Below are 25,454 nucleotides of genomic sequence, written 5' to 3' on the forward strand. Positions count from 1 at the left end.
CGTCGTTCGAATCATTCGCAAAACGGAGAAGCTGATGGCGTTTGCAATTAACGGGAAGTTCACTTCACAGCCGGTAACGGGTGTGCAGAGAGTCGCGTATGAGTTGACTAGAGCGATGCAAATGCGCGTTCCGGCAGGCGAGCAGTTGGAGGTCTATGTCCCGCGCGACACGAGGGAACCCGGCGCGCAATTGAAATGGCAGCGGCGATTTCCCTGGCTGCGCGGCACGCTCTGGGAGCAGATTACGCTGCCTCTGGCTTCCAGAGGCGTCCGGCTTTTGAACCTGTGCAACACGAATCCGCTTTTCAAACGGCGTCAGGTCGTGATGGTTCACGACATGGCGGTGTACGACGTGCCTGGGGGATTCTCGAAGAAGTTCGTGCTGTGGTATCGCTTGTGCTTTTTCGTGCTGCCGCGAATGGAGCCGATGATTCTCACCGTGTCGAGGTTTTCCCGGTCGCGCATTTGCCATCACCTGAAAGTGGACGAGTCGCGGGTCGCCGTCGTGCATCCTGCCGCGGACCATCTGGACCGCGTCGTGTCGGAGCCGGCGGTATTGGAGCGCCTGAATCTGGTCAAGGACGTCTATTGCGTGGTGGTAGGCAGCCTCGATCCGCGCAAGAACCTGCAACGCGTGCTGGAAGCGATTGAAAAGCTGGGACATCTCGACCATGTGAAGTTCGTGGTGGTGGGCGGCAAAAACGCGCGCATTTTCAACAGCGATCTGAGCGAACACAAACCCCAGTCGGAGAGAGTAGTGTGGGCCGGGTTCGTCACGGACGGCGAATTGAAAGCGCTCTATGAAAACGCCGGTTGTCTGGTGTTCCCCTCGCTTTACGAGGGCTTCGGCCTGCCGCCGTTGGAAGCCATGTACTGCGGTTGTCCAGTCGTTGCCTCGTCGCGCACTTCCATACCTGAAGTGTGCGCGGAAGCGGCGTTGTATTGCGACGCTACTTCGGCGGACGACATTGCGGAAAAGATCTCGCTCATGATGACAGACGACGTATTGCGACAACGCTACAAGGCAATGGGATACGAGCGGGCACGCGAATTCCGCTGGGACATGACGGCGCAAGCGGTGCTGGAGCTTCTCAAGGGGCAGGCGGGCGTGCGCTTGTCGGGCGTACCAGCCAGCGCGTCGGCGGGCTAGCGCATGTCGGTGGGCGGGCGAATGTATAGCGGTCGGGCGCGTACCGGTAGACGTCGGGCGTTGGGAACCATTGCGGCGCTCATTAGCGCCGCGATCCCGCTTGTGTACGGGAAGACATCACCTTCGAGCGGCACGGGTACGCAAGGGCGCAGCAGCGGTGGTCGCAGGATTACCGACATGATCGGTGCAAATGGATGGGCGGGCGCAAGCCGCGACGTGGAAATGTGGCGGCAGATGGGCATTAGCTGGGGACGCGACTCGGTCGGCCCCGGCCAGCCGGACTCGCCCAGCGAACCCGTTCGTGTCGACAAGACGGGATCGCAATTCGACAACGATCTTCCGTCGGCGCTGCTTCTGAACAACCGTAATGGCATCAAGTCGCTATTGCTGCTCGGCTATACGGCGCCGTGGAATGCGACCGTACCGGGCGACAGCAATTCGGCGCCGCGGGACGTGCGCGCGTGGACGCGTTACGTCGAGGCAGCAGTGCGCAAGTACTCCGCACCGCCGTTCAATCTGCGCTATTTCCAGATCTGGAATGAGGCAGCCGGAAAACTTTCGGGTGGCGCGCAGCAGGCGACGTTCTGGCATGGTCCGAACTTCAGCAAGGACGACCGGAAGGTAAAGCCATACGAGCGCGCGATGCAGGATTACGTTGAGCGAGTGCATCTGCCGGCCGCACGCATCATCCGCAAGTACAACGCTTATGTGGTGTATGGCGGCTGGCCGGACCAGGGCGGGCTCTCCAATTACTGCAAGTGGCTCGAGTACAGAAGTCCTGCCTCGAATGAACGCATGCTGGACTGGGTCGACTATCTCGACACGCACTACCTCGGGGTCGCCGATATAGATCAGCTGTACGAGCGGTACGTGAAGAGCGGGCCGGCGAGAGGTATCTGGCAGACCGAAATCGGCGATGCGTACATGAAGGACCCGCATTACCTGCCGGAGTACTTCTTCGACTTCGCGGTATGGGCGCTCGATCACAACTGGGACGATCCGAACAAATACGTCTCCATGATCTATCACTGGGACGGCTACGAGTCGTTTCGTCTGACTCATCGCGGTCCGCCCGCGCGGACCTACAACGTGTCCGGCAGGAGTCTCATCGTGCTTTGTCAGACGGTCTCCGGCCCGCTGGCAAGTTTGCCGAATGCTTTGAAATTCGGTCCGGGTGCGTCGGGCAGTGGCTTGCGTTCCGGTAATGACATCGTGCTTCAGGTGAAGGCGGCAGCAGGTGGGCGAAGCGTGGTACTGGCGGGGCTCAGGCGGCCGGCGTCGCGCGAAGTAAGGGTTGAGTTCATAGATGCGGTGACGGGCACGGTAAGTGCACCCGGTACGGTGACGACTACCTGGAATGACGACGGCTTGCAGTTGAATTTCAAGGTGCCTGAGCGGGTCAATGGAGCAGGCAACGATCCGCCGACTCACCTCGCTTACATCGCAGTCCGTTCTGTTGCGTAGCAACTCCGATTCACCGAAAAACTTCAGATAGCGCCGAATGCCATGAACCAGGTCACAGTTGTCATCTGCAATTACAACTACGAACGCTATCTAGCGGCCGCGATCGATTCCGCTCTCGATCAGGACTATCCGGGCACGCAGGTCGTGGTGCTCGACGACGGTTCGACGGACGGCTCCCGAGCCATCATCGAGCAGTACGGCAGTCGCATTACGGCTATCTTCCAGGAAAACGGCGGCCAGGTGTCCGCCTATAACCACGCGATCAGCGCACTACAGACGGAGTACGCCATTCTTCTCGACTCCGACGACATTCTGTATCCGAGCGCCGTCTCGGAAGTGATGGAGGTCTTTTCGAGTGGTCAATGGGCAAAAGTGCAGTTCCGGCTCGACGTGATGGATGCAACTGGACGACATACAGGGGCTTACGTGCCGAATACCGAGCCGCCCGCCAACTGCGGGGAACTCCTGCAGGCGGGCTGGCTGTATCCGTCGCCGCCCGCGTCCGGCAATGCCTATCGGGTGAGCGCACTCAGGCAGGTCTTCCCGGTTCCCGCGCCGGGAATCAATCGCTATGGCGCTGACTTCTTCGCGATCTACGGTGCCGCGTTGGTGGGGCCGGTGGCCACGCTGCGCAAATCGCTCGGGGGGTATCGCGTGCATAACGCGGACGGCGGCACGGTTTCGTTCGCGAACTCCGAGCAGATATCGAAGGCACCCAGGGCGCTCGGTATGCGCTGGGCGATCCTGCGCAATATCGCGAAGTCGCGCCTGGGCATCGAACTGTCGCCCACGTTTCACGATTTCGGCCACGAAAAGGCAATTTTCTGTTCGAGCGTGTATCGCGCGACGCTCGCACACCGCTGGCGCTGGATGATGCGCGACTCGCGGGGCTACTTTCATGCAATCCTGGCAAATCCGTTCTGGAGCGTGAAGAAGAAGTTCGGCACCCTGGTGCTTTCCGGCTTGTGCCTCGTACCGTACTCGCCGCTTTCCGACTTTGTGGTTCGCTACATCTCGAACCCGCTTGCTCGCCAACGCGTAGCGCAACGTTAAGGTCGGGGAACGCTTTTGGACAACGAAATGGAAAGAAAAGACAGCGCAAGCGTCATTGCGTTTGTTTATGGCGGATATCTGATGAGGTACGTGTACCTCATCATCGTGGTGCCGTTCTACGGAAGAATTCTCGGCGTCGCGGAGTACGGTCGTGTGCTCGCGTCGATGTCGCTCATGAACGTCATCTGGATGCTCGTGAGCTACGGCTTCAGCCTGGTTGGAATGCGCGAAGTCGCAAAAGCGCAATCGGCGAAGGAGTGCAACTCGATTTATTCGTTGCATGTCAGTGCGCGGCTCATTCTGGCGGTGCTGGGTGGATGCATCGGCGTGATCGCCACGCTGTGCTCCCCGACATTGTCCGAGCGGCCGCTGATCGGCATTCTTGCCACGCTGCTAGGTATTGTCTCCGCGATGAATCTCGGCTGGCTGTTCCAGGGGCGCCAGCGTTTCCGTACACCGATCATGATCGAGGTATTCGGCTTTGCCGTGAGCCTCGTCCTCGTACTCAGTCTCGTGAGGGTGCCCGCCGATTCCGTGTGGGTGCTTGCGAGCCTGCTGATTGCAGGCGTGGCGTCGTCGATCATTTCGTATGGCATTACCACATCGCAACTGGGGCTGCCGCGCCTGACAGTGCAGGGTGTGATGCCGCTCATTCGCGGCTCCACCATGCTTTTCTGTTACTCGTCAGGCTCCGTTGTGCTGACGGCGTCTTCCACCTATTTGCTGACGCTGTTGTCCACGCCTGACCAGGTCGGCTATTTCGGCGCGGCCGAGCGCTTTGCCACCATCGCGCTCAGTCTGATGGGACCCGCGTCGCAGGTATTCGTGCCGACCATTTCGCGGCAGCTTGCTCACGGTGACAAGGAGGGTGCGCATGCCACCACTCGCCGTGGCGCAGCGCTTCTGCTTGGCTACGGTCTGCTCGTATTTTGCGGCGCAATAGCGTTGCCGCCTCTTATCCTGCCGCTGATTCTCGGCGCTGAATTCGAGCCTGCCGCCCGTATTCTTCAATGTTTCGCATGGATGTTCCCGTTCGTCGCCTTTAACGAGTTCGTCGCGTTTTACGTCATCGTGCCGCGCAAGAAAGACCGCCTGCTCGCATTTGCCGGACTTGCTTCCGGTGCGCTTAACCTTGCTGCGGCGCTTATTCTCGCGCCGCGCTTCGGCGCAATGGGCATGGCGTTCGCTCGCGTCTTCGGCGAAGCGACACTCGCGGTGATCCTGATGGTCATGATGGTCCGGCTCGAGCTGGTTGGACTGGTGCCGGGGGCGCGGCGCGCCGCCGGCATGCTGGGTCTTGCGTGGGGCGCAAGAGCACAGGCAGGCGCGGCCAAAGACGAGTGAACCGGATTGCCGGAATGGAAGTGTCCGGCGCGTAATCTCACAGGAGGTAGAAGTGAAAGTCGCTATTGTTCACGATTGGCTAGTGGTTTCGGGCGGCGCTGAGAAGGTTTTGAAAAGCATTATCGAGTGCTTTCCGAAAGCGGACATCTTTTCGATTGTCGACTTTCTCGAGGACCGCGACTGCGTGAAAGGCAAACCCGTCAACACCTCGTTCATCCAGAAGATGCCCTTTGCGCGTAAGCGCTATCGTGCCTATCTCCCGCTCATGCCGATTGCGATCGAGCAACTCGATCTGTCCGCTTATGACCTCGTTATTTCGAGTTCGCACGCGGTGGCCAAAGGCGTACTGACCGGACCGAATCAGATTCATATCAGCTATGTACATTCGCCCATTCGCTACGCGTGGGATTTGCAGCATCAGTATCTGCGCGAATCGCACCTGAACAAGGGGCTGAAATCCATCATGGCGCGCGCGCTGCTGCACTACATTCGCGGTTGGGATTCGCGCTCTGCGAATGGCGTCGATCATCTTCTGGCCAATTCGCATTTCATCGCGCGGCGAATCAGGAAGGCGTATCAGCGTGACGCCACGGTGATCTATCCGCCGGTCGATCTCGACAACATGGCCGTGTGCAAGCAGAAGGATAACTTCTATGTGACAGCCTCGCGAATGGTGCCCTATAAGCGCATCGACCTGATCGTGCGTGCTTTCTCGCAGACGCCCGAGCGCCGGCTGGTAGTGATAGGCGATGGGCCGGAAATGAAGCGGATCAAGGCCATTGCCGGCCCGAACGTGAGCATACTCGGCCATCAGCCTCTGGAAGTGCTGGTCGACCATTTGCGGCGCGCTCGCGCCTTCGTATTCGCAGCGGAAGAGGACTTCGGCATTTCCGTCGTAGAGGCGCAGGCGTGCGGTACGCCGGTTATCGCGTTTGGCCGCGGCGGCGCGCTCGAGTCGGTTATCGGCTTGCCTCTCGAGCAGCCAACAGGCGTGTTCTTCGACGAGCAAACCGCGGAGTCTTTGCTCGAAGCCGTGGCCCGCTTCGAGCGCAATGCGTCTCTATTCGATCCGCTCAATTGCCGGCAGAATGCCGAGCGATTTTCGACCGAGAACTTCAAGACCGCGCTGACGGACTTCATCGACGCGCGGCTTTTGCGCAGCTCGATTGAACAGCTTCGTCCGTATCTCGTGCGCGAGCGTACTGCTCAGGAACGTCACCTTGCGAGCATACCCTCGTAAGACTGAATGCGGTATTTGACGCGACCGGCGAGCGCCATGATCGAGTGAGCATGGCTACGCAGTTGCGGCGAGCGCGTTTCAATAAGCCGCTGAAGCGGCGCTTGATGCCCATAGGCGAGCACGCACACGCACAGGACGCTCGCGGCCGACCATGCGGGCCGCGCACGCTCGAACTCAGCGTAAAGCGCTTTGTGCAGGAATAGCAGGCCGACGAGCGCGCCGAGTATCCAGCCGGAAACCACTTCGGGCACGGTGTGCGAAAGGTCCATCAAACGCGATATGCCGGTCAGTGCACCGATCAGCAGACCTGCCGCGATGCCCAACAATGGCGGCAAACGCCACCACTTCAGCTGCAGTGCGATCGCAACCATCCAGACCGAGGTGGACAGCATCGCGTGGCCGCTAATCACCCGAAAATGAGACGCCGGAAACGATATGCCCCAGCCGGCATAGACGACCTTGCTTGCGCCGACAATTGCAACGCCGGTTGCGAGCATCAGCATCCAGCGGCAGGCAAGCCTGATATCGAAAAATGCAATCCAGCAGGCGCAGACAGCCGCCACGGGTAAGGTGACGGCTGCATCGCCTATGTTGGTGAATACAGTCCACATAGGGTTTCTCGTTCTTGTCTGGTCGATGCAGCGGGAGATCGGCGTCCCGCTGCATCAAGGTGGGCGTGAAGATGGTCAGACGCGCGAGCGGATCAGCGAGTTCCGCCGGCGGAATTCCGCAAAGATTGCATTGGCCGATTGCGAGGCCAGCAGCAGCGAGATGACGAGCGAAAGGATCAGAACGTTCGAAGGTGACACGAGGCGGTGCTCGGTTGCCGCCATGACCAGCAGGCACACGGACGATATCTCGACAAAGCGGAATGCCGCGAAGTTTTGACCGCCGCCTACCAGCGCACCCGCAGCTGCCCCGAGCTTGCTCCATTCCACGAGTTTCCAGAAGAAGCTCAGCATCAGGAACAGACCAATCACGCCTGTCTCGGCGAGGAAGTTCAGGTACGAGTTGTGAGCGTGCGAGTCACTATGCTCCACAAGAATGTCCGACGGCGCACCGAACAGGTGAAAGTACGAGACGACGCGGCCAATGTGGTCGTCGAAGGAACCGAAGCCGAGGCCTACAATCGGGCTCTGCCCGAAATAGGCGAGGGCGCGCGGCCACAGCCACTCGTAGCGGATGTTGAGGTTGGCCACCTTCGCATCCTGGTTGTGGATGCTGAACGGATAGCCCATGTAGTCCACGCCCGGGTCTGTGTGATACACCGCCATCGCAAGGGAGCCGACTATGAGGCCGCCCATCAGCACGGCCAGCATCCAGCGCTTGCGGCCGAAATAGAGGTACGGCAGTACCGCGGCGGCGCCGAGCAGCGAGCCGCGGCTGTAGGTGGAAAACAGCATGAGTGCGTTCATTGCCAGCAGCCCGAGCAGGAGCGTGCTGCGCTTTTGCAGATAGCAACCCACCCCCAGGCAGAACAGCATGGCGAAGAACCCACCCGCCGCATTGCGCGCAATGAAGTAGCTGCCAAAGCTGTTGTCCGGATTCGTGAAGATGCCGAGCAAGCCGGTACCGACGATGTAGAGGGCGTACGGCGGAATATTGATCCCCACCGCGAAGATAAAGAACGTGCGGAGTACTTTGTTCAGGTCGAGGCGATGCACGTATAGGCAACCGGCAAAAATGGGAGCATACGAAATGAAGAAGTTACCGTCGCGCCGATAGAAGTCAAACTCCGCGAATGATTTCGGATCGTAAAGCAGCGTGGAGGCGACGATAAGCGCCGTCAACACCGTCAGCGGAGTGATGAACGCCGGATAGCGCCGGCCGAAAAAGCGCCATGAGTACACGAAGATCGGCACGAAGCCGACCGCGCTGACAGGCACGAAGTTCGTGACCGTCAAAAACAGTGCGAGTAGCGAAATGTAAGCCATTGCGACTCCCGGAAAAACAAATGGCGCATAGCTTGCAATGACAGTGCCATTACGTGCGAACACAACGTGGTTGGATAAGCGGCACGCCACCATGGTGGTGCGCCCGAACAGGATCGTGGCCCTACGTTCGAATGAAGGATTGCGAATCTGTCATGAAGATGGACCACGCGAACGTACCACGCGAAGGTACTACGCGAAGTTACCACGTATGGACACTCATTTCCACGCGTCGGCGCACACTCGCGAGAGTGAAGAAAGGCCGAATGCGCGCCCGCGCACACTGATGCCACGAGGCTGGCCAAAACCTCAACTGAACGCGCCACCATTGCTGTGGTGCAGCGTGAGGTGACTATGATGGATCACATCGAGTAATGCTTGAGTGGCCTCGGCTTTCCGGCGCCACGCCGACATGTGTGCGGTTTTCCTCGCAAGAGGTAGCAGATGCAGCGCACATTCCTGGTTTTGCGCGGACAGCGTGGCTCGCCGAGCCCGTTGATGCCCACCCCCGTCATTGATCACATGTGAGACCGGAGCAGTGCCGACGTGCAGCGTATTTCGTCGGCGCTTATGCGATTAATCGCGCTACGGCCTCCATGCAGAGGAGCGATATAAATGGATAAAGTATTTGCAACCGCCGGCGAGATGGACACCGAGGCTCGCATCGAGGTCTCGCAGCAATGCCCGCCGCTCGCGCAGGTGATTCTCGCAGGCGGCTCCGGTACGCGTCTATGGCCTGTCTCGCGAGAACAATTTCCGAAACAGCTCATCGACGTGATCGGCGACAAGACGTTGCTGCAAGCCACGATGAGCCGAATGGACGACTTCGGTCCTTCGTGGACCGTAACACCCGAGCCGGTGATTGTTTGCGGTGCTGAACACTACTTCGCAACTTTCGAACAGGCTCGCGAAAGCGGCGTGAACGCGCGGATTGTCGTCGAGCCGGGGCGCCGCGATACGGCTCCCGCGCTGACGCTGGCTGCGCTCGCGGCAGCTTCCGCGGGCAATGACGTGATTCTTGTTGCGATGCCCGCGGACCACGCCATCGAAAACCTCCCCGCGCTTCATGAAGCAATACAGACCGCAGCGGTTCATGCAGACGCAGGCGCCATTGCGACGCTGGGCGTTCCGCCTACCGGCGCCGATACTGGCTTCGGCTACATCCGTCTCGGCACTGCGTTGGAGGATGGCGCCTATCGCATCGAACGATTCGTGGAAAAACCGGCGCCCGAGCTCGCGGCGCAGTATGTCGAGTCCGGCAATTACTGGTGGAACAGCGGCATGTTCGTGGTGCGGGCATCGGTCTGGCTGGCGCTCATCAAGCAGTTCCAGCCGCAAATCCACGATGCCTGCGTGCGGGCCTATGAAGGCGCGAAAGTCACTGATGGCTGCGTCGTGCCCGATGCCGAGGCCTTTCTGCAATCGCCATCGGATTCCATCGACTATGCGGTGATGGAACACCTCGGCAAGCCCGACTCGCAAGTCGCGGGCATAGTGGTGCCGCTTCAGGCGGGCTGGTCGGACCTCGGCTCATGGGACGCCGTGTGGCAGGCGATGGAAAAGGATGAGTGCGGCAACGCAGCAAGTGGCCGCGTTCTGTTCGAGGGCGCGACGGCGACCTATGCGCGTTCGCAAGGTGGCCGGTTGCTGGCGTGTGTCGGTACGCACGACCTGATCGTCGTCGAAACGGATGACGCGGTTCTGGTCGCCGACCGTTCGCACGTGCAGGACATCAAGGGGCTCGTATCGCGCATCAAGGCCGAAAAATCGCCGGAAGCGGAAGCGCACCGGAAGGTGCGGCGCCCCTGGGGTTTTTACGATTCCATTGATCACGGGGACCGCTTTCAGGTGAAACGCATTGTCGTGATGCCGGGCGCGCGCCTCTCGTTGCAGATGCATCATCACCGCGCGGAGCACTGGATCGTCGTAAGCGGCACCGCGCTCGTCACGCGCGGCGACGAGAAATTCCTGCTTGGCGAGAACGAGTCGACGTATATCCCGCTCGGCGTTCGTCATCGTCTGGAGAATCCCGGTTGCGTGCCGCTTCAGATCATCGAGGTGCAGTCCGGAGCCTATCTTGGCGAGGACGACATCGTCCGCTTCGACGACAAGTACGGCCGGGCAGGTTAATCGATGGTGATGAACCAGAGCGCGTTCGAGGGGTCTGCTATGCGATTGATTACCGGTCTGTTGGCCAGGCTGTTCGATGTGGCGATGATTCTCGGTGGTGCGCTCGCCGCTTCTCATATCCGTTTCGACGATCTCGCTCAACACAATTTTTATCTGGCTTTCGTCGCGTTCGCGGCGGCGTTTTCGCTCGCGGTGTTTCCAGCGCTGGGCGTCTACCAATCGTGGCGCGGTCGATCGAAACGCGTGCTGGTGGGGCAGGTGGCGCTCGGCTGGCTGATCGTGCAGGCGTGCGCACTTGCGTTGATGTTTTCACTGCATCGCATCGACTTTGTGTCCCGCCTCTGGTTCGCGTATTGGACAGGCATAGCGGGCGGCGCGATGATCGCCGGCCGCATGGTGACCCATGTTCTGCTCGGACGGGTTCGCAATGCGGGCTTGAACCTGCAGAAGGTGGCCGTGGCCGCATGCGGCGACCATTGCGACGAGATCTTGCGCAAGATGGAGAAAGAGCCTGCCGCGGGCTTCCGGCCCAGCGCTGTCTACAATCTTCGTCCTGTCAGGGAATCGACGAGTTCCGTACCGGTGTTCGAGCAGCGCGCGGTATTTGCGAAGTACGTGCGCGAGCAGCATGTCGACGAAGTGTGGCTCGCGCTGCCCTTATCTGAAGAGCGTGCCATTCTCGAACTGGTCGACGAGTTTCGCAACGACCTGATCAACGTGCGGTTCATGCCGGACGTGCGTGCTCTCGCGCTTTTCGATGGAAGCGTGACCGAACTGCTCGGCTTTCCCACCATCAATCTGGCCGCATCGCCGTTGCCGCCGAATGCAATGGTGAAGAAGGAATTGTTCGACCGCGTTTTCGCGCTTGTTGCATTGATCGCCGTGTCGCCGATACTGCTTGCGTGTGCGATAGCGGTCAAGCTGAGTTCGCCCGGTCCCGTCTTCTTCAAGCAGTGCCGCAAAGGCGCGGACGGGCGCGTCTTCATGATCTACAAGTTCCGCAGTATGCGTCTGCATCAACAGAAGCAAGGCGTTCTCGAACAGGCGACGCGGGGGGACCCGCGCATCACTCGCGTTGGGCGGTTCTTGCGGCGCACGAGCCTCGACGAACTGCCGCAATTCTTCAACGTGCTGCGCGGAGACATGTCGGTGGTGGGCCCGAGGCCGCATGCACTTGAACATGACGACCTGTATCAAGGCATTGTCTCAGGCTACATTCATCGCTACCGTATCAAGCCGGGTATCACTGGCTGGGCGCAGATCAATGGCTTTCGCGGCGAGACCGATCGCATCGAGAAAATGGAAGGCCGTGTGGCACATGATCTGTACTACCTGCGAAACTGGTCATTCGCGCTGGACGTCAAGATTATTTGCGCGACGATATTCAAGGGCCTGCATCATCCGAACGCTTACTGATCCGCTCTCAGGATCGGGGCGCCGGTCGTGCGGTGTATGAGTGGCGGAACGTGAATCTGATCGCTTAGCGGCTATGAAACTAAACGACGTTGAAAAAGTAGTCAGGCGTTCGATGAAAAAGGTGGGACAGTACGCGTTCCACCAGGTTCATGGCGCACAGGCAAAACGGGTCTTGCGGTTATTGCAGAAAAAGTACGGACCGCCCGATCCCGCCAATCTGAAGCTGGCCGATACCTACGCGCGCGATGTCTTCGGCAACGCGATTTACGCGCCCTGGTTGCGCGTTTATGCGGCGTTCAGCGGGACGTTCAAGGAGGGCTGGATTCCAGATAACTACTACGGTGGCGTGGTCGTGCCCAGCATGAAGGGCGGCTACGGGCGGATCTCGAATCTGAAGCCGATGTCACGCGTCATCTTCGGCTGTGACGCCTTTCCCGACATAGCCTACTTCGCAAACGGTCTGTTTTTCACAGACCGTAATGTCGTGGTGCCCGAGCAGGAGCTCGAAAATGTGGTGTTTCGCGAGTGCGACAGGATCGTTTTCAAGCTCGACGGCTCAGCCCAAGGCAAAGGCATTCATTTCTTCGATCGCGCATCGTTCGACTGCGGTCAGATCAAATCACTCGGTAACGGCGTCATTCAGAAGTTCATCGTTCAGCATCCGCTGCTCAGCACGTTTGCCCCTAACTCCGTGGCCACCTTGCGCCTCACGACCACCGTGGACGACCTGGGCCACGCTTCCCTTCGCGCTGCGTTCCTGCGGCTCGGCAGAGCGCGTCATACGCACATCAGTGTGGATGACGAGGTTTGCGTGCCCGTGGACCTCATGACAGGCGAACTCGCCCGGCAAGGCATTCTGACCGATTGGGGCGCAACAGAGGAACATCCCGATTCAGGAGTACGGTTTGCCGGCCTGAAAATGCCCGCATTCGACGATTGCGTGGAAACCGTGCTGAACCTTCATCGCAAGGTTCCGTTTGCGCGCTGCATCGGGTGGGACGTGACCGTCGATATCGACGACAAGGTTCAGGTGATGGAGTGGAACGGCGAGCACAACGACGTTAAGTTCAGTGAGGCGACGCAAGGCCCATGTTTTTCCGACTTGAAGTGGGAGCTGCTGAATTCCGGTCCTTTACGACAGTATTCGGCAAGGAAGGTCGCGTGAGCGAACAACTCTGGTGCGTCCATATCGAAGGGCCTGACGACTTCCTCGCGGCGGAGTCGAAGGAGGCGGCCGAGCGTGAGGCATTGGCGATCAATGCATATATCGAGCAGTCGGGCGAAGGCCGCCGCGACGCGCCGGTGCGCGCCATCGCAATGGAGTGGCCGTTCACGCCGGAGAGTCACGCCCGCGCGCTGGAAAGCGACTGGGAGGATGTGCAGCGCATGCCACATCGCAAGCAACAACCGGCTTCCTCGCAGAATATCCTGACGAACATTGCACGGCGGGTGAAGGAGTTGATCGACGTGGCGCGCGGTGCCTGATTGAACAGGCGACGCAGCGCCGCCGCTTCGCTGCGCCGCCTGTTGCCGCTTAGTGCAGATCCGTCCGGGGGCTGGACGAAACCACGTTGCCCGAACTGTCCACGATCACGACAGGCTCTTTGCGGGGGGCAGGCGGCTGTTCAATCGCGAGCGGGCTCGTGATATTCGTGCGGGCAGTGGAAGCAATGCCGAACGACGCAGCGCTGTCGAGAAACGAGAACAGCGTGGAGAGATAGCCTTGCAAGCTGTCCTGCACGACGTTTGTGAAATCATTGTGCATGTCTACCGCGATGTCCTCGACGTGTCCCCAATAGGCGCATGTCTTTTTTACTGCCGCGGGAACCTGCTGGAATTGCAAATCGAATATCTGGTCCATAGAGGTGGCCGAAAGCGCCGCATCGACGAGTGCCTGTTGCTCCGACAACGAGGTCTTCACCGTCTGCACGTTGAGTTCGACAACTTTTTCAAGCCCGGCAACGGCTTTTGCGGCAAAATCGTAGGCGGCAATTGGATGGCTTTGCTGAGGAACATTCGGCTGGTTCAGGACGATTGCATTCATGAGGTGCTCCGTTTCAATGCGAGTGGAAGGGAATCCGCGACAACAGGCATTGGTTTAGCAACGCCTATTCCTCCTCTCGAGCGAGCCGGATAGTGGCGAAACGAAGCCGGCGGGAGCATGGTTTGCTGCCGCGGCAGGAGCGATGACGATTTCGCGGTGCTTTCGTTTGTCGAGGAGTAGAACGTCTGCCATGACCCAACCCGATCTCTCGGATATTTACCGGGGCTACATTGCGTGCCTGAACAGACAGGACTGGCAGAAGTTGCCGCAATTCGTGCATGACGACGTGTACTACAACGACCAGCGCATCGGTTATTCAGGCTACCGCGCCATGCTCGAGAGAGACTTCCGCGAGATTCCAGATCTTCATTTCGACATTGAGCTGCTGCTCGCCGACCCGGCGTACGTCGCGGCGCGGTTGCGCTTTAATTGCTCGCCGAAAGGGAGATTTCTCGGCCTCGATGTCAACGGCAGAACAGTGAGCTTTACCGAAAACGTGTTCTACGAATTTCGCGGCGAGCGAATCGGCCAGGTGTGGTCGATTATCGACAAAGCGGCTATCGAAGCGCAATTGTAGCCGCGAGGCGGGCTGCGGTCCTTTCAGGGAATGCTGCCCACCGAGGTTTCTGTCACGCCGCTGCCGAGCGCCTGAAACAAGGCGGCCGTGTCGGACAAGCGGTTTGCCTGTGCGCGAGTGCGATCGAGCGTCGTCTGCAAAGACTGACGTTCGGCTTCCAGAAGCGCGAACTGACTGATGCCGCCCGCCGCATACCGCTTAGTCGCTACGTTCAGGCTCGCTTGCGCTTCCTGTGCGGCCTCGGTGCGAGCCTGAAGTTCGCGTGCGTCGTTTTCCACGGCGCTCAGCGAGTCGGCCACCTGTTGCAGTGCCTGCAGCACGATTTGCCGATAGTTCGCAAACGCGCCCGCATAGGCGGCCTCGGCTGCGCGCTTCTTCGCATGCAGTTCTCCGCCGTGAAAGATTGGCTGCGTGAGATTCAGGCCGATATTCCAGATGTTCAGGCCATTCACGATGTCGCCGACACGTGTGCGCTGCGAGCCGATTCCTGCCGACAGTGCAAATTGCGGATACAGGTTGGCGGTTGCGACCCCAACGTTCGCGCTCGCTTCGTGCAGCAATGCCTCGGCCGCCATGATGTCGGGCCTTGCACGCGCCAGTGTAGAAGGCAAAGTAACGGGAACATCCAGAGGCAAGTGCAGCGCATCGAACGTGAGGTTCTCGAAGTCCGCCTGCGACGGTGCCCGCCCGAGCAGAATGGCGAGTTGGTGATCGGCAGCCGAGAGCTGTGTTGCAAGCGTCGGCAGTAATGCGCGCGTCTGAGCAAGCAGCGTACGCTGGCTGCGTACATCGAGTTGCGAAACGCCGCCGGCAGCGAAGCGCGCCTCGATGATCGAGAGCTGCTGTGCCTGTGCGTCGGCGAGGCGCTGCGTCAGTGCTATCTGCTGTTGCAATGACGCGCGCCGCACCGCAGTGGACACAATATTGCCTGCAATGCTCAGGCGCGCGGCATCCAGTTCGTATGACTCGTAATCGACCTGGGCCATGCTTGCCTCGAGCGCACGCCGATTGCCGCCGAAAATGTCGAACGCGTATGAAACACTGACCGACGCGCCGAACAACGAAAACGGTCCAGCACTCTGCACATGTGGAATGCCGAACGCGGCCGGATCCACTTTTTGCCGTGCGCCGGACAGTGTCGCGTCGATACTCGGGAACTGGGTCGTGCCCGCGAGTGCTGTGTAATTCTCACGCGCCTGAATCAGTCGTGCGCGCGCATGCGCGAGCGTGGGGTTTTGATGCAACGCTTCATCCACAAGACGGTTGAGTGCATCGGACTGGAATTCGCGCCACCACATGGGCATGACGCCGCGCGCCGTGTTGAACGTCTGCGAGGAGCCGCTTGGGCCGTCGGAGGAGACCGTACGTTCGGGGAGCGCGTGCGGTGTATAGGTTTGTGTGTCTGGCGCGGCCGGGGCGTTGAAGTCGGGTCCTACTGCGCAGCCGCTCAAAGCGATTGCGCACACAACAAGAAGTGCTTTCATCAAAGTCTTCCTAGTCGAGTGTGCGCCGGTAGAAGCGCAGTGCAATCGCCATGACGACGGCAGTGAAAAGCGCGAGAGGCCATACCGACGGCCATAGGTCCGCCCAGCCGTCGCCCTTGAGCACAATTCCGCGGATGAGCCGGTTGAAATAGGTCAATGGCAACAGGTTGCCGATGAATTGCGCCCATTGCGGCATGCCGGCGAATGGAAACATGAAACCCGACAGGAGGATATTCGGCAGGAAATAGAACACAGTAAGCTGCATGGCCTGCAACTGGTTCTGCGCGAGCGACGACAACGTAATGCCCACCGTGAGATTCGCGGCAATGAAGAGCAGGGCGGCCAGATAGATTGCGACGGGGCTGCCCACAAAAGGCACATGAAACACGAAACGTGTCGCAATCAGAATGATGGTCGCCTGAATCAGCCCGATCGCCACATAGGGTACGATCTTGCCGGTCATCACCTCCACGGGTAGAACCGGCGTAGCGAGCAGGTTTTCCATCGTGCCGCGTTCCCGCTCGCGCGTGACGGCGAGGCCTGTCATCATCACGAGCGTCATGGTCAGAATGACGCCCATGAGTCCGGGAACCACGTTGTACTGCGTTATCCCTTCCGGGTTGTACAGGTTGTGAACCTGCACGCCAAACGCGCTCTGCCCGCCGTTCAGGTGCGCGAGCGGCCCCTTGATGTCCTTATCCGCAACAGGTTGCACGAGATTGGGCAGCGCGGCGACGGCTGTGTGGGTCGCGGTCGGGTCGGTTGCGTCTGCTTCGACTAGCAGTGAAGGATGTTCGCCGCGCAGCAGCTTCCTCGAAAAATCGACGGGTATGGTCATCACGAACTGCACGCGGCCTTGCGCGAGCGCGCGGTGGCCCGCCTCTTCGTCAGGCAGAGTCTCGACGATGTCGAAATACGCGGAGTTGGTCATTGCCGCAATGAAACTGCGCGAAAACTGGCTCTGATCGTGAACGATGACGGCGGTGGGCAGATGCTTCGGGTCGGTATTGATGGCGAAACCGAACAGCGCAAGCTGAACGATGGGCACGCCGACGATCATTGCGAACGTCACGCGGTCGCGCCGCAATTGAAGAAATTCCTTCAGGACTACGCTCCACCAGCGCGTCAACGAAAAAGCGGACACCGCGCTCACGATCGCGCTCCAAAGTTGTCTTGCGAATGACTCATCAGATAGATGAACACGTCTTCGAGTCCGGTGTCTATCGGCTCCATGCGCAGCTTCGTGCCGGCGGTCGCTTGCCTGAGCGCGCGCTCCAATGCAGCGTGGTCGCGACCGCTCGCGTGCAGCGCGGCGCCGAATACGACGGTCTGATCGACGCCGGGCGTGGCACGCAGCTTCTCGGACAGTTCGCTCAGATGCTCGCCCTGAATAGACCACGTAGCGAGGTCCTGCGAGTCGATCACTTCTTTTGACGTGCCTTGCGCAAGCAGTTTTCCATAAGCGATATAGCCGAGCTTGTGGCAGCGCTCGGCTTCATCCATGTAATGCGTGCTGACGAGAACGGAAATGCCGCGCGCGGCGAGCCGATGCAGTTCCTCCCAGAAGTCGCGCCGCGCGGTAGGGTCGACGCCCGCGGTGGGTTCGTCGAGCAGCAATAGTTTGGGTTCGTGCAGCATGCATGCCGCGAGTGCGAGACGTTGTTTCCAGCCGCCGGACAGCGAGCCGGTGAGCTGGTTCGCGCGGCTTTGCAGTCCGAGCGCTTCGAGTGATTTGTCGACCACTTCCCGGCGATTGCGCATCTGGTAGACGCGCGCGACGAAGTCGAGGTTCTCGCGAATGGTCAGATCTTCCCAGTACGAAAAGCGCTGCGTCATATAGCCCACATTGCGCTTGATCTGCGCACTTTCGCGGCGAATGTCGTAGCCGAGGCAGGTGCCGGTGCCGGAGTCTGGCGTGAGCAGTCCGCACATCAAACGGATAGAAGTCGTCTTGCCGCTGCCGTTGGGCCCGAGGAAGCCAAATATTTCGCCGCGTGCCACCTGCAATGAAACGTCGTTGACCACATGTTTGTCGCCGAAATGCTTGTTCAGGCCGTGCACGTCGATGACATACCCGGGAGCATTGGCGCTCATTTGAGTGCCACCGCTACCGGCTGCCCCGGATGAAGACTGGTTGCGTCCGCAACGGAGGTGTGGGCCTCGATCATGAACACGAGCTTGGCACGGCTCTCGTTGCTGTAGATCACCGGCGGCGTGTACTCCGCTTTGCTCGACACGTAGGTGATTTTCGCGGGCAAATCCGCTGTGCATCCGTCGCAGTGGATAGACACCGCGCGGCCGGGCGAGAGTGCGCCGACCAGGGTCTCCGGCACGAAAAAGCGCACCTTGATGTTTTGCGGCGGCAGCATCTGCACCACCGGGTTGCCCGCCGGCACCCATTCGCCGTTCCTATAAAGCGTGTCGTAGACGAGCCCGTCGGCTGGCGCCACTACCCGCTTCTGATCCAGCTTCCACCTGGCCTGCGTGACAACGGCTTCGGCCGCGGCGACCTGCGCCTGCTGCGCGGTGATCTGCTGCGCGCGCCCGGGCAACCGCGCCACTGCCACCTGGTTCGTGAGTTCACGAACTTGTGCCGAAGCGGCATCCGCATTCGCTCGCGAATCGTCAAGCTGTGCTTTCGAAATGCCGCCTGCGTTGTACTGCGCTTCGTCGCGCGTGAGTTCAAGCGCCGCCTTGCGGGCGTTTGCCGTGGCCTGTGCCAGCTGCGCGCGGTTGACGTCGACTTCGGGCGCGCGCTTGCCGGTCTGAATGTCGGCGAGTTGCGAGCGGGCCGCCGCAAGCTGCTGCTGTGCCTGTTGCAGTGCAGCGGCTTCGTTGACGGATTCCAGCGCGAAGAGTGGCGAGTCTGCCTTGATGGTTTGCCCGCGCGCGACCTGTAACTGCACTAGCTTGCCGGCTTGCGACGATGCGAGATAGACGAATTCGCCTTCCACATAACCCTGGTATGCATTTTCTTCGCGATGCGAGCATGCTGTGAGCAACGCACTGGCAAGCAGGGCGCAAGTCGGCCGCCTGATCCGGATGACGAGGTGCTTCATGGGTGATGCCCGCGCAGATGAAGTACAATGAATATAGGTGAATTGAAATTTGAATTCAAACTATTTTTTCGGGCTTGCCCTTGCCATGCCGACGAAACGAGCCACCATCGCTGCGAAAATGACGGACAGGAGCGCGGAAGTTAGAACCGCCAGAAAGCCCGTGGCGGCCTCGGCACGCGCGACCCGTACAGAACAGGCGAAACAGGCGAAAGAGCCGAAACCGCGCGGGCGAGCACAGGAGTCAGTGCGTGTGAAGCGCGCGAGCCGGCCCGATGGTGCGGCAACGCGCCAGCATCTGCTGGACACTGCAGGACAGGTATTCGCCGCGCGCGGTTTCGCCGATGCCACCAGCAAGGAAATATGCGAGCGTGCGGGCACGCCTATGGCGTCGGTGAACTATCACTTCGGCAGCAGGGAGGCGCTTTACGAGGCGGCGCTCGTCGAGGCGCACCGTCAGGTGGTGAGCCTCGACGAATTGTCCGCGCTGACGGAGGCGCCTGGCGACGCGCGGGACAAACTGCGCGCGGTCATCTCGCGATTCGTGGGTCTTTCTACCAGCACCAGCGCGCCGTGGGGATTCATGTTGATGCTGCGCGAAGTGTTGTCGCCGTCACCGGCCATGCCCGCGCTCATAGAAAAGGCGGTGCGTCCCAAGGCCACCGTATTGCTCGGACTCGTTGGAGAAGTGCTGCAGTTAAATCCGCACGAGCCAGCGGTGCAGCGAGCGCTGATGTTCAGCGTGCTGCCATGCATCGCACTAATGATCGCGCCGCGCCAGGTGCAGGCGGCTTTGCTGCCCGCTGTTGCAAAAGACCGGGCAGCGCTCGTGGAGGACTTCACGCGCTTCGTGATGGCGGGGCTCGATGCAGTTGCCGCCGCACATAAGGTGCGCAAATAGTGCTATTGATCGAAGACGATCCCGCGCCTGCGCAACTCGCGAATGCCGCTTTGCAGATGTGCCCGCGCGCTTTCTTTGTCGGCGGCGCGCATCTGTTCATAGGTACGCTGCGCTACCTCATGCGGCACGGCCTTTAACGCTTGATTGCTGCTCATTGCCTTGAGTTGCACCTGCGCGGCGCGCTCCAGGTAATACAGATCGTCCCATGCTTCTGCAATGCTTCCGCCCATTACCATCACGCCGTGATTCTTGAGGAACACGATGTCCGCGTCGCCGGTCGCGGCGGCAATGCGATCCCCTTCTGAATCGTCCAGCGCGAGGCCGTTGTAATGTTCGTCGACGGCAGTGCGGCCGTAGAACTTCAGTGCCGTTTGCCCAAGCCACAACAACGGTGGGCCTTCGAGCAGACATAACGCAGTGGCATTCGGCATGTGCGTATGAAAAGCGGCCTTCACGCGAGGCTTTAGCCGATGCAAGCGCGCGTGGATAAAAAACGCCGTTGCTTCGGGCTTGCCTTCGCCCGCCACGACATGTCCGTCGAAATCGCAGATCAGAAGTCGCGATGCGGTGATCTCGGAGAACGCATAGCCATACGGATTGACGAAAAACAGGTTGTCGTGTCCCGGCACCAAGGCTGAGAAATGATTACAGATCCCTTCTTCAAGACCATATTGCGCCGCCAGTTGAAAGCACGCCGCGAGTTCTATGCGCGCCTCGTTGACGGCGTCGGAGTCGAGTCGCAATGTCGGGGACGATGAGGACCAGCCAGTAGCAGAAAGTGTATGCGCCATATAGTCGTTCCTGAGAGTCACCAGCCGAGCGAAGCAAACAGCGCCGGCACCTGATCCAGTGTAGAGAGTGTCGCATCGGGCGTGTAATCGTGCAGTAGCTTGCGGCCCGTTGCACGGTCGATCCATACGCAGCGAAAACCGACGTCGCGCGCGGCCGCATGGTCGAGATGCGGACTCGCGCAAATATGCACGACCTCGTCGCGCGTCAAGCTCAACTGAGCGTGCGCGTAATCGAATAGCCTCCGGTTCGGCTTATACGCACCCGCCTGTTGAGCGGTAATTACGCGGTCGATCAAACCGCCCAGTTGCGCGACGTTGCCCGCAATGATGTCGTCGTCGGTATTCGACACAATGCACAGCCGATAGCCATCGTGCTTGAGTCGCCGCAATGTGTCGACAACTTCCGGAAACGGCGGCATCGCCGAAATGCGGTCCGTCAGAGTGCGAATGTCCTGTGCATCGCCGGGCAAGCCGAGTTCGGCGAGTGCAAGGCTTAGCGCGGTGGCGGCCACTTCGCGAAACGAGCGGTGCGGCGCGGTCTGCTCGAGCGCATGTTCGTGCCGGTCGTATACGGCGATCAGTTTGGCTGAATCCACCTGATCCGCACCCTTGGTCTGAAGAATGTCGCGTACCGCAGCCTGCAGGCCTTCATCCCATTGGATCAAGGTGCCGTAACAGTCGAACGTAAGCCAGTGCGGGCGTGCGGTGTTAGCCAGTGACATGGAGTGTGCTCCAGAAATGAGTCGATCTGTGAATGGCCTCAAGGTTAAGTGCATTGACGGTTATTGGAAAATTAAATTAATCTCTCGACATCAGTTGCATTGCAAATAACCAAGCGAGCTCACCATGCTTGATCTCGACCTGCTGAATACGCTCATTTGCGTGGTGGACGAAGGCAGCTTCACGCGGGCGGGCGAGCGCGTGCATCGCACGCAATCCACTGTGAGCCAACAGGTTCGGCGCCTGGAAGAACTGGTCGGCCGTACATTGCTGCTGCGGGACCGCACGGGCAATCAGGTGACGGCAACCGAGCATGGCGAACTGCTTGCGCAATACGCGCGGCGCCTGCTTGCACTGGCGCAGGAGGCGCAGGACGCGCTCACGAGCGATGTGGCGGTCACGCCGCTGCGCATAGGGGTGCCGGAAGATTTCGACGCGCGCCGCATGTCGGCCATACTGTCCGGCTTCGTCAAAACGAAGCCGGGCGTCAGGCTCGAAACTGTGGCCGGCATGAGTGCAGACCTGCAACGCAGACTGTCCAGTGGTGAGATAGAAATCGCGCTGGTCAAGCGCGAGCCGGCAAGCGGCGAATGTCTTGCAGCGTGGCCGGAGTCGCTCGTATGGGTGCAGGGGGCCAACGCTTTCGCGCCGGAACCGTCTTCCGACGAACCCATTCCACTCGCGCTGTTTCCGCAAGGCTGCGTGTACAGACAGCGCGCGATTCGCGGTCTCGACAAGGCGCATCGGCGTTGGCGCGTGGCATTCGGAAGCCACAGCCTGACAGGCATTCAGGCAGCGGTTTCTTCGGGCTTGGGCATTTCGGTTCTGCCCACTACAGCAGTGCTCCCCGAGCATCGGTTATGCAATGGCTTTCCGCCTTTGCCGCCGACAGAGCTTGCGCTCGTCAGCTCCGGCGGTGTGCTCAATGCGCATCAGCGCGCGCTGGTCGACTTTCTTCTGGAGGAAATGAGCGCATAGAGGGGCCGGCGAAACGACGCGCCGGCCGCGCGCTTTTCTGGTTATGAGAGGTGGTGCACCTGCTGCAATCCATAGACCGGTGTCGGAATGCTTTCCATGCGAGCCTTCAGTTGCAAGGACAGATACTGCGAGTAATGGCGCGACTGGTGCAGATTGCCGCCATGAAACCACAGCGCCTGCTGTTGAGTGGGCTTCCACATGTTGCGCTGTTCGCCCTCCCATGGCCCAGGGTCTTTGGTCGTGTTCGAGCCGAGCCCCCACACTTTGCCGACCTTGTCGGCGACCTCGCGCGAAATGAGGTCCGCGGCCCAGCCGTTCATCGAACCATAGCCCGTTGCGTACACAATGAGATCCGCCTCGAGTTCGCTACCGTCGCTGAGCAATACCGAATGTTCTTTCAATTCGACCACATCCACGCCGCTTTTCAGCTTGATCTTGCCGTCGGCGACGAGTTCTGATGCGCCGACGTCGATGTAATAGCCGGAGCCGCGCCGCAGATACTTCATGAAGAGGCCGGAGTCGTCGTCGCCGAAGTCGAGCATGAAGCCGCTCTTTTCAAGCCGCGCATAGAATTGCGCGTCGCGTTCGCGAATCGCGTTGAAGACCGGAATCTGGAACTGGTGAAGAATCGCATACGGAATCGACGCGAAGGTCAGATCCGCCCTGGCGGTGGTCATGCCCGCGGCCACCGCGCGCTCCGAATAAAGATCGCCGAGTGCCAAGTCCATCAGCGAATCGGACTTCACGATGTGCGTGGACGAGCGCTGCACCATCGTCACGTCGACGCCTGCTTCCCAAAGCGCTGCGCAGATGTCGTGCGCCGAATTGTTCGCGCCGATCACCACGACCTTCTGGCCGTGATACGCGTCCGGCCCCGGATGCTGCGACGAATGATGCTGCTCGCCCTTGAATACATCCATGCCCTTGAAGCTCGGAATATTCGGCTTGCCGGACATGCCGGTGGCAAGCACGAGCTGTTTCGGGCGTAACGTGACGGGTTGTCCGCTACGCTCCATTTCGACGATCCATTCGCCTTTCGCTTCGTCGTAGCGCGCCGATTTGCAGACTGTCGACCCCCAGTAGTTCAGCTCCATCACCTTGGTGTACATCTCCAGCCAGTCGCCTATCTTGTCCTTCGGCGTGAAGACCGGCCAGTTGTCGGGAAAGGGCAGGTAAGGCATATGGTCGTACCACACCGGATCGTGCAGGCAGAGCGTCTTGTAGCGCTTGCGCCATGCATCGCCGGGCCTTTCGTTCTTGTCGACGATGATGGTCGGCACACCCAACTGGCGCAACCGCGCACCAAGTCCAATACCGCCCTGGCCGCCCCCGACAATCAGGCAATACGGCTGTTCGGAACTGCCGAGTGCGTCCAGTTCCGCCTCACGCCGTTCTTTCCAGCTGGTGCGGTCGCGGCGCGCGCCGTGTTCGGCGCCCATCGGCCGGCGCGGCCCCTTGGGCTCTTCATGACCTTTGAGCTCCGCCATCGCGGTGAGCAGCGTCCAGATGCGGCCCTCCTTCAGGCGGATGAAGCCGGTGCCGCGTGCGACACCCGTTTCGAACGTGATCCAGCCTTGAGTGATGCCGTCCGCTTGCGTTGCCGGTTCGTTATCGGCAAGCCGTAGTCGGGACGGCTTGATTGCGGCCAACTGCGCGTCGAGCATCGCGGCGATCTGCTCGCGACCTTCGAGCGTCTTGATGTTCCAGGTGAACGCGACCAGATCGCGCCAGTAACAATCGGGCTGGAACAGCGCGACGGCAGCCTGCGTATCGCCGCGTTTCAGCGCGGCTTCGAGGCTCTCCAGTACATTGGATATCGCTTGATTTGCAGTGTTTTCAGACATGGTTGCTCCTCCATACGAAACGGATAGTCAAACTTCAGTGAAAAACGCGGGTTCTGTGCCCGCTAGGGAGTCTGTGCAGCGTCGCTAGCACTTGTGTGGCGGCACAATGCGCAACTTCGCAATGCGCCTGTATAACGTTGCGCGTGACATGCCGAGCGCCTGCGCGGCCACGTCGGTCCGCCATTTGGCCTCGTTCAACGCGCCCACGATGCGGCTTCGTTCGAGCGCGTCGGCGTCTGAAACCACGGCTGCGTTGCGCGGCCCGTCACCCTCGCGGCTCATGCTCGTGCTCACGCTTTTGCTCGCGTCGCGTGGCACGGCGCCGCTGCGTCTCGAGAGGCGCGCCGCAGACGGTGCACGCACTCGCGCAAAGAGCGGCGAGCCGGTCTCGTTCAGTCTGAGCGAAACAAGGCCGCGGTTTGCCTTGGCATCGAACAGACGCTCGGGCGGAACGTCGAAGAGTTCAGACACGTGACGCGGCAGTCGCTTGAGCGCAGGTATGCATTCGCGTGCGCGCCGGTTGGCTGCAATGGCGTGGCCGCGCGGGTCGATGGCGATCAGGATCTCCGGCTGCGCCTCGACATAATGTCGGTTGCGATGCGCGAGCAGAACCCAGCAATCGGCTGCGGCCGTGAGGAAGTAAGCGTCTTCTATCAGCAGTGCGCTTTGCCGCACGATGTGGTTGACGAGCCGCTGGCTTTCCCGGTCATCGGGCGAACGTACGGCCGATGCGTCGAGCACGCCGAGCAATTCGCCATGCAAGCCGAAAATAGGGGACGCGCTGCAGGTGAGCGTAGTGAAGGCCGCGCGAAAATGATCGCTGCGGTGGACGGTAATGGGTTCCCCGTCGAGCAATACGGTTGCGACGCCACAGGTGCCTTCCTCGCTTTCCGACCAGCATGAGCCGAGATAGAGTCCGGCGCGCTTGAAGTCATGGCGGCGGTCCTTGTCCACCCGGTAGTCGATTGTCACGCCTTGTGCGTCGGTCAGCATCACGCAATAGTCCGCTTCGCGAACCATCTCGTGCAGGCGTGACAGACATTGGCCGGACGCGCGCAAAAACGACTCTTCGCGGTGCTGCACGTCGCGCAATTCGGGAACCGTGAGAATGCGCGGGCCGGCGGTCGCACCGGGGTCCAGATGATATTGCTCGAGCGAGCGCTTATACGACGAGGCGAGGCGTTTGCCGTCGGCGCCCGGACGCCGCGTCCGTCCTTCTATGACGTTGCATATGCGATCGATATGTCTCGTGGACGGAACGTAGGGCATGACGAGCCTCCGGGCGAACTGAGCGCGACTGGGTGCCGGAGACATTCTGCGCTACGCAGCAC

Annotated in this window: 23 protein-coding genes; 12 read left to right on the top strand and 11 right to left on the bottom strand. The window is 60.3% G+C overall.

The window, feature by feature from the left end; translation table 11 throughout:
* Positions 1–34 precede the first annotated feature (34 nt).
* From F757_RS0101685 to F757_RS0101705, 5 genes are read left to right on the top strand one after another with little or no spacing between them, the layout of a single operon-like run.
* Positions 35–1,150 (top strand): glycosyltransferase family 4 protein, encoded by a 1,116-nt coding sequence (locus F757_RS0101685; RefSeq protein WP_027209862.1) that lies wholly within the window; start codon positions 35–37, stop codon positions 1,148–1,150.
* A gap of 3 nt (positions 1,151–1,153) precedes the next feature.
* Complete coding sequence (locus F757_RS0101690; protein ID WP_442856612.1) at positions 1,154–2,614, top strand: hypothetical protein; 1,461 nt, start codon at positions 1,154–1,156, stop codon at positions 2,612–2,614.
* Between the two features lie 42 nt (positions 2,615–2,656).
* A complete protein-coding gene (locus F757_RS0101695; RefSeq protein WP_027209864.1) occupies positions 2,657–3,667 on the top strand; it encodes a glycosyltransferase family 2 protein in 1,011 nt (336 codons plus the stop codon).
* Positions 3,668–3,694: 27 nt separating this feature from the next.
* On the top strand, positions 3,695–5,011 hold the full coding sequence (locus F757_RS0101700) for a lipopolysaccharide biosynthesis protein (protein WP_027209865.1): 1,317 nt from the start codon (positions 3,695–3,697) through the stop codon (positions 5,009–5,011).
* A gap of 52 nt (positions 5,012–5,063) precedes the next feature.
* Positions 5,064–6,251 carry a glycosyltransferase family 4 protein gene (locus tag F757_RS0101705; protein WP_027209866.1) on the top strand — a complete coding sequence of 396 codons (1,188 nt, stop codon included), beginning with the start codon at positions 5,064–5,066 and terminating at the stop codon, positions 6,249–6,251.
* Here F757_RS0101705 and F757_RS0101710 read toward each other — a convergent pair.
* Together F757_RS0101710 and F757_RS0101715 are read right to left on the bottom strand one after the other, a co-directional pair.
* Positions 6,227–6,862 (bottom strand): phosphatase PAP2 family protein, encoded by a 636-nt coding sequence (locus tag F757_RS0101710; RefSeq protein WP_027209867.1) that lies wholly within the window; start codon positions 6,860–6,862, stop codon positions 6,227–6,229. The genes F757_RS0101705 and F757_RS0101710 overlap by 25 nt on opposite strands.
* A 75-nt stretch (positions 6,863–6,937) precedes the next feature.
* Complete coding sequence (locus F757_RS0101715) at positions 6,938–8,185, bottom strand: O-antigen ligase family protein (RefSeq protein WP_027209868.1); 1,248 nt, start codon at positions 8,183–8,185, stop codon at positions 6,938–6,940.
* A 612-nt stretch (positions 8,186–8,797) separates the two neighbouring features.
* Between F757_RS0101715 and F757_RS0101720 the strand changes: the two genes are divergently transcribed.
* The 4 genes from F757_RS0101720 to F757_RS0101735 all read left to right on the top strand — a co-directional run bounded on the left by F757_RS0101720 (position 8,798) and on the right by F757_RS0101735 (position 13,213).
* Positions 8,798–10,312, top strand: coding sequence for a mannose-1-phosphate guanylyltransferase/mannose-6-phosphate isomerase (locus tag F757_RS0101720; RefSeq protein WP_027209869.1), 1,515 nt, complete (start codon positions 8,798–8,800; stop codon positions 10,310–10,312).
* Positions 10,313–10,351: 39 nt separating this feature from the next.
* The gene (locus F757_RS0101725) at positions 10,352–11,728 is read left to right on the top strand and encodes an undecaprenyl-phosphate glucose phosphotransferase (protein WP_027209870.1); all 1,377 of its coding nucleotides are present in this window, start codon (positions 10,352–10,354) and stop codon (positions 11,726–11,728) included.
* A 112-nt stretch (positions 11,729–11,840) separates the two neighbouring features.
* A complete protein-coding gene (locus F757_RS0101730; RefSeq protein ID WP_027209871.1) occupies positions 11,841–12,893 on the top strand; it encodes a sugar-transfer associated ATP-grasp domain-containing protein in 1,053 nt (350 codons plus the stop codon).
* Positions 12,890–13,213, top strand: a complete 324-nt coding sequence (locus F757_RS0101735; RefSeq protein ID WP_027209872.1) for a hypothetical protein — start codon at positions 12,890–12,892, stop codon at positions 13,211–13,213. The genes F757_RS0101730 and F757_RS0101735 overlap by 4 nt, the downstream gene beginning before the upstream one ends.
* Positions 13,214–13,262: 49 nt before the next feature.
* Here F757_RS0101735 and F757_RS0101740 read toward each other — a convergent pair whose 3' ends face one another.
* Entirely contained in the window at positions 13,263–13,772 is a 510-nt protein-coding gene (locus F757_RS0101740) for a phasin family protein (RefSeq protein WP_027209873.1), read from the bottom strand.
* A 190-nt stretch (positions 13,773–13,962) separates the two neighbouring features.
* Here F757_RS0101740 and F757_RS0101745 point away from each other — a divergent pair, with 190 nt between their 5' ends.
* The gene (locus F757_RS0101745; protein WP_027209874.1) at positions 13,963–14,349 is read left to right on the top strand and encodes an ester cyclase; all 387 of its coding nucleotides are present in this window, start codon (positions 13,963–13,965) and stop codon (positions 14,347–14,349) included.
* 23 nt (positions 14,350–14,372) lie between these two features.
* On the opposite strand, the gene F757_RS0101750 is transcribed toward F757_RS0101745, so the two are convergent.
* The 4 genes from F757_RS0101750 to F757_RS0101765 are packed head-to-tail and all read right to left on the bottom strand — an operon-like array spanning position 14,373 to position 18,892.
* Positions 14,373–15,833, bottom strand: a complete 1,461-nt coding sequence (locus tag F757_RS0101750; protein ID WP_027209875.1) for an efflux transporter outer membrane subunit — start codon at positions 15,831–15,833, stop codon at positions 14,373–14,375.
* Positions 15,834–15,843: 10 nt separating this feature from the next.
* Positions 15,844–16,986: an ABC transporter permease gene (locus F757_RS0101755; protein WP_027209876.1), complete on the bottom strand. Its 1,143-nt coding sequence runs from the start codon at positions 16,984–16,986 to the stop codon at positions 15,844–15,846.
* A complete protein-coding gene (locus F757_RS0101760) occupies positions 16,983–17,927 on the bottom strand; it encodes an ABC transporter ATP-binding protein (protein ID WP_027209877.1) in 945 nt (314 codons plus the stop codon). Before F757_RS0101760 ends, F757_RS0101755 begins: the two co-directional genes overlap by 4 nt.
* On the bottom strand, positions 17,924–18,892 hold the full coding sequence (locus F757_RS0101765) for an HlyD family secretion protein (RefSeq protein WP_027209878.1): 969 nt from the start codon (positions 18,890–18,892) through the stop codon (positions 17,924–17,926). Before F757_RS0101765 ends, F757_RS0101760 begins: the two co-directional genes overlap by 4 nt.
* Before the next feature lie 85 nt (positions 18,893–18,977).
* Here F757_RS0101765 and F757_RS0101770 point away from each other — a divergent pair, with 85 nt between their 5' ends.
* Positions 18,978–19,790 carry a CerR family C-terminal domain-containing protein gene (locus F757_RS0101770; protein ID WP_027209879.1) on the top strand — a complete coding sequence of 271 codons (813 nt, stop codon included), beginning with the start codon at positions 18,978–18,980 and terminating at the stop codon, positions 19,788–19,790.
* Between the two features lie 2 nt (positions 19,791–19,792).
* Here the strand turns inward: F757_RS0101770 and F757_RS0101775 are convergent, their stop codons facing one another.
* Together F757_RS0101775 and F757_RS0101780 are read right to left on the bottom strand one after the other, a co-directional pair.
* Positions 19,793–20,581, bottom strand: a complete 789-nt coding sequence (locus F757_RS0101775) for an aldolase (protein ID WP_027209880.1) — start codon at positions 20,579–20,581, stop codon at positions 19,793–19,795.
* Between the two features lie 17 nt (positions 20,582–20,598).
* Entirely contained in the window at positions 20,599–21,303 is a 705-nt protein-coding gene (locus F757_RS0101780) for a haloacid dehalogenase type II (protein WP_027209881.1), read from the bottom strand.
* Positions 21,304–21,427: 124 nt separating this feature from the next.
* Here F757_RS0101780 and F757_RS0101785 point away from each other — a divergent pair, with 124 nt between their 5' ends.
* Complete coding sequence (locus F757_RS0101785) at positions 21,428–22,279, top strand: LysR substrate-binding domain-containing protein (protein WP_027209882.1); 852 nt, start codon at positions 21,428–21,430, stop codon at positions 22,277–22,279.
* 41 nt (positions 22,280–22,320) lie between these two features.
* On the opposite strand, the gene F757_RS0101790 is transcribed toward F757_RS0101785, so the two are convergent.
* Both F757_RS0101790 and F757_RS0101795 read right to left on the bottom strand, forming a co-directional pair.
* Entirely contained in the window at positions 22,321–24,123 is a 1,803-nt protein-coding gene (locus F757_RS0101790; RefSeq protein ID WP_027209883.1) for an NAD(P)/FAD-dependent oxidoreductase, read from the bottom strand.
* 84 nt (positions 24,124–24,207) lie between these two features.
* The gene (locus F757_RS0101795) at positions 24,208–25,392 is read right to left on the bottom strand and encodes a sigma-54-dependent Fis family transcriptional regulator (RefSeq protein ID WP_027209884.1); all 1,185 of its coding nucleotides are present in this window, start codon (positions 25,390–25,392) and stop codon (positions 24,208–24,210) included.
* Between the last annotated feature and the right edge of the window lie 62 nt (positions 25,393–25,454).

The organism is Burkholderia sp. WSM2232 (assembly GCF_000472545.1).
In the GTDB taxonomy this organism is placed as follows: Bacteria; Pseudomonadota; Gammaproteobacteria; order Burkholderiales; family Burkholderiaceae; genus Paraburkholderia.

What these genes read in the sequence shown, in the direction of transcription:
- F757_RS0101685 (WP_027209862.1), top strand. Translation starts at nt 35, where the DNA reads ATGGCGTTTGCAATTAACGGGAAGTTCACTTCACAGCCGGTAACGGGT.
- F757_RS0101690 (WP_442856612.1), top strand. Translation starts at nt 1,154, where the DNA reads ATGTCGGTGGGCGGGCGAATGTATAGCGGTCGGGCGCGTACCGGTAGA.
- F757_RS0101695 (WP_027209864.1), top strand. Translation starts at nt 2,657, where the DNA reads ATGAACCAGGTCACAGTTGTCATCTGCAATTACAACTACGAACGCTAT.
- F757_RS0101700 (WP_027209865.1), top strand. Translation starts at nt 3,695, where the DNA reads ATGGAAAGAAAAGACAGCGCAAGCGTCATTGCGTTTGTTTATGGCGGA.
- F757_RS0101710 (WP_027209867.1), bottom strand. Translation starts at nt 6,862, where the DNA reads ATGTGGACTGTATTCACCAACATAGGCGATGCAGCCGTCACCTTACCC.
- F757_RS0101715 (WP_027209868.1), bottom strand. Translation starts at nt 8,185, where the DNA reads ATGGCTTACATTTCGCTACTCGCACTGTTTTTGACGGTCACGAACTTC.
- F757_RS0101720 (WP_027209869.1), top strand. Translation starts at nt 8,798, where the DNA reads ATGGATAAAGTATTTGCAACCGCCGGCGAGATGGACACCGAGGCTCGC.
- F757_RS0101725 (WP_027209870.1), top strand. Translation starts at nt 10,352, where the DNA reads ATGCGATTGATTACCGGTCTGTTGGCCAGGCTGTTCGATGTGGCGATG.
- F757_RS0101730 (WP_027209871.1), top strand. Translation starts at nt 11,841, where the DNA reads ATGAAAAAGGTGGGACAGTACGCGTTCCACCAGGTTCATGGCGCACAG.
- F757_RS0101740 (WP_027209873.1), bottom strand. Translation starts at nt 13,772, where the DNA reads ATGAATGCAATCGTCCTGAACCAGCCGAATGTTCCTCAGCAAAGCCAT.
- F757_RS0101745 (WP_027209874.1), top strand. Translation starts at nt 13,963, where the DNA reads ATGACCCAACCCGATCTCTCGGATATTTACCGGGGCTACATTGCGTGC.
- F757_RS0101750 (WP_027209875.1), bottom strand. Translation starts at nt 15,833, where the DNA reads ATGAAAGCACTTCTTGTTGTGTGCGCAATCGCTTTGAGCGGCTGCGCA.
- F757_RS0101760 (WP_027209877.1), bottom strand. Translation starts at nt 17,927, where the DNA reads ATGAGCGCCAATGCTCCCGGGTATGTCATCGACGTGCACGGCCTGAAC.
- F757_RS0101765 (WP_027209878.1), bottom strand. Translation starts at nt 18,892, where the DNA reads ATGAAGCACCTCGTCATCCGGATCAGGCGGCCGACTTGCGCCCTGCTT.
- F757_RS0101770 (WP_027209879.1), top strand. Translation starts at nt 18,978, where the DNA reads ATGCCGACGAAACGAGCCACCATCGCTGCGAAAATGACGGACAGGAGC.
- F757_RS0101775 (WP_027209880.1), bottom strand. Translation starts at nt 20,581, where the DNA reads ATGGCGCATACACTTTCTGCTACTGGCTGGTCCTCATCGTCCCCGACA.
- F757_RS0101780 (WP_027209881.1), bottom strand. Translation starts at nt 21,303, where the DNA reads ATGTCACTGGCTAACACCGCACGCCCGCACTGGCTTACGTTCGACTGT.
- F757_RS0101785 (WP_027209882.1), top strand. Translation starts at nt 21,428, where the DNA reads ATGCTTGATCTCGACCTGCTGAATACGCTCATTTGCGTGGTGGACGAA.
- F757_RS0101790 (WP_027209883.1), bottom strand. Translation starts at nt 24,123, where the DNA reads ATGTCTGAAAACACTGCAAATCAAGCGATATCCAATGTACTGGAGAGC.
- F757_RS0101795 (WP_027209884.1), bottom strand. Translation starts at nt 25,392, where the DNA reads ATGCCCTACGTTCCGTCCACGAGACATATCGATCGCATATGCAACGTC.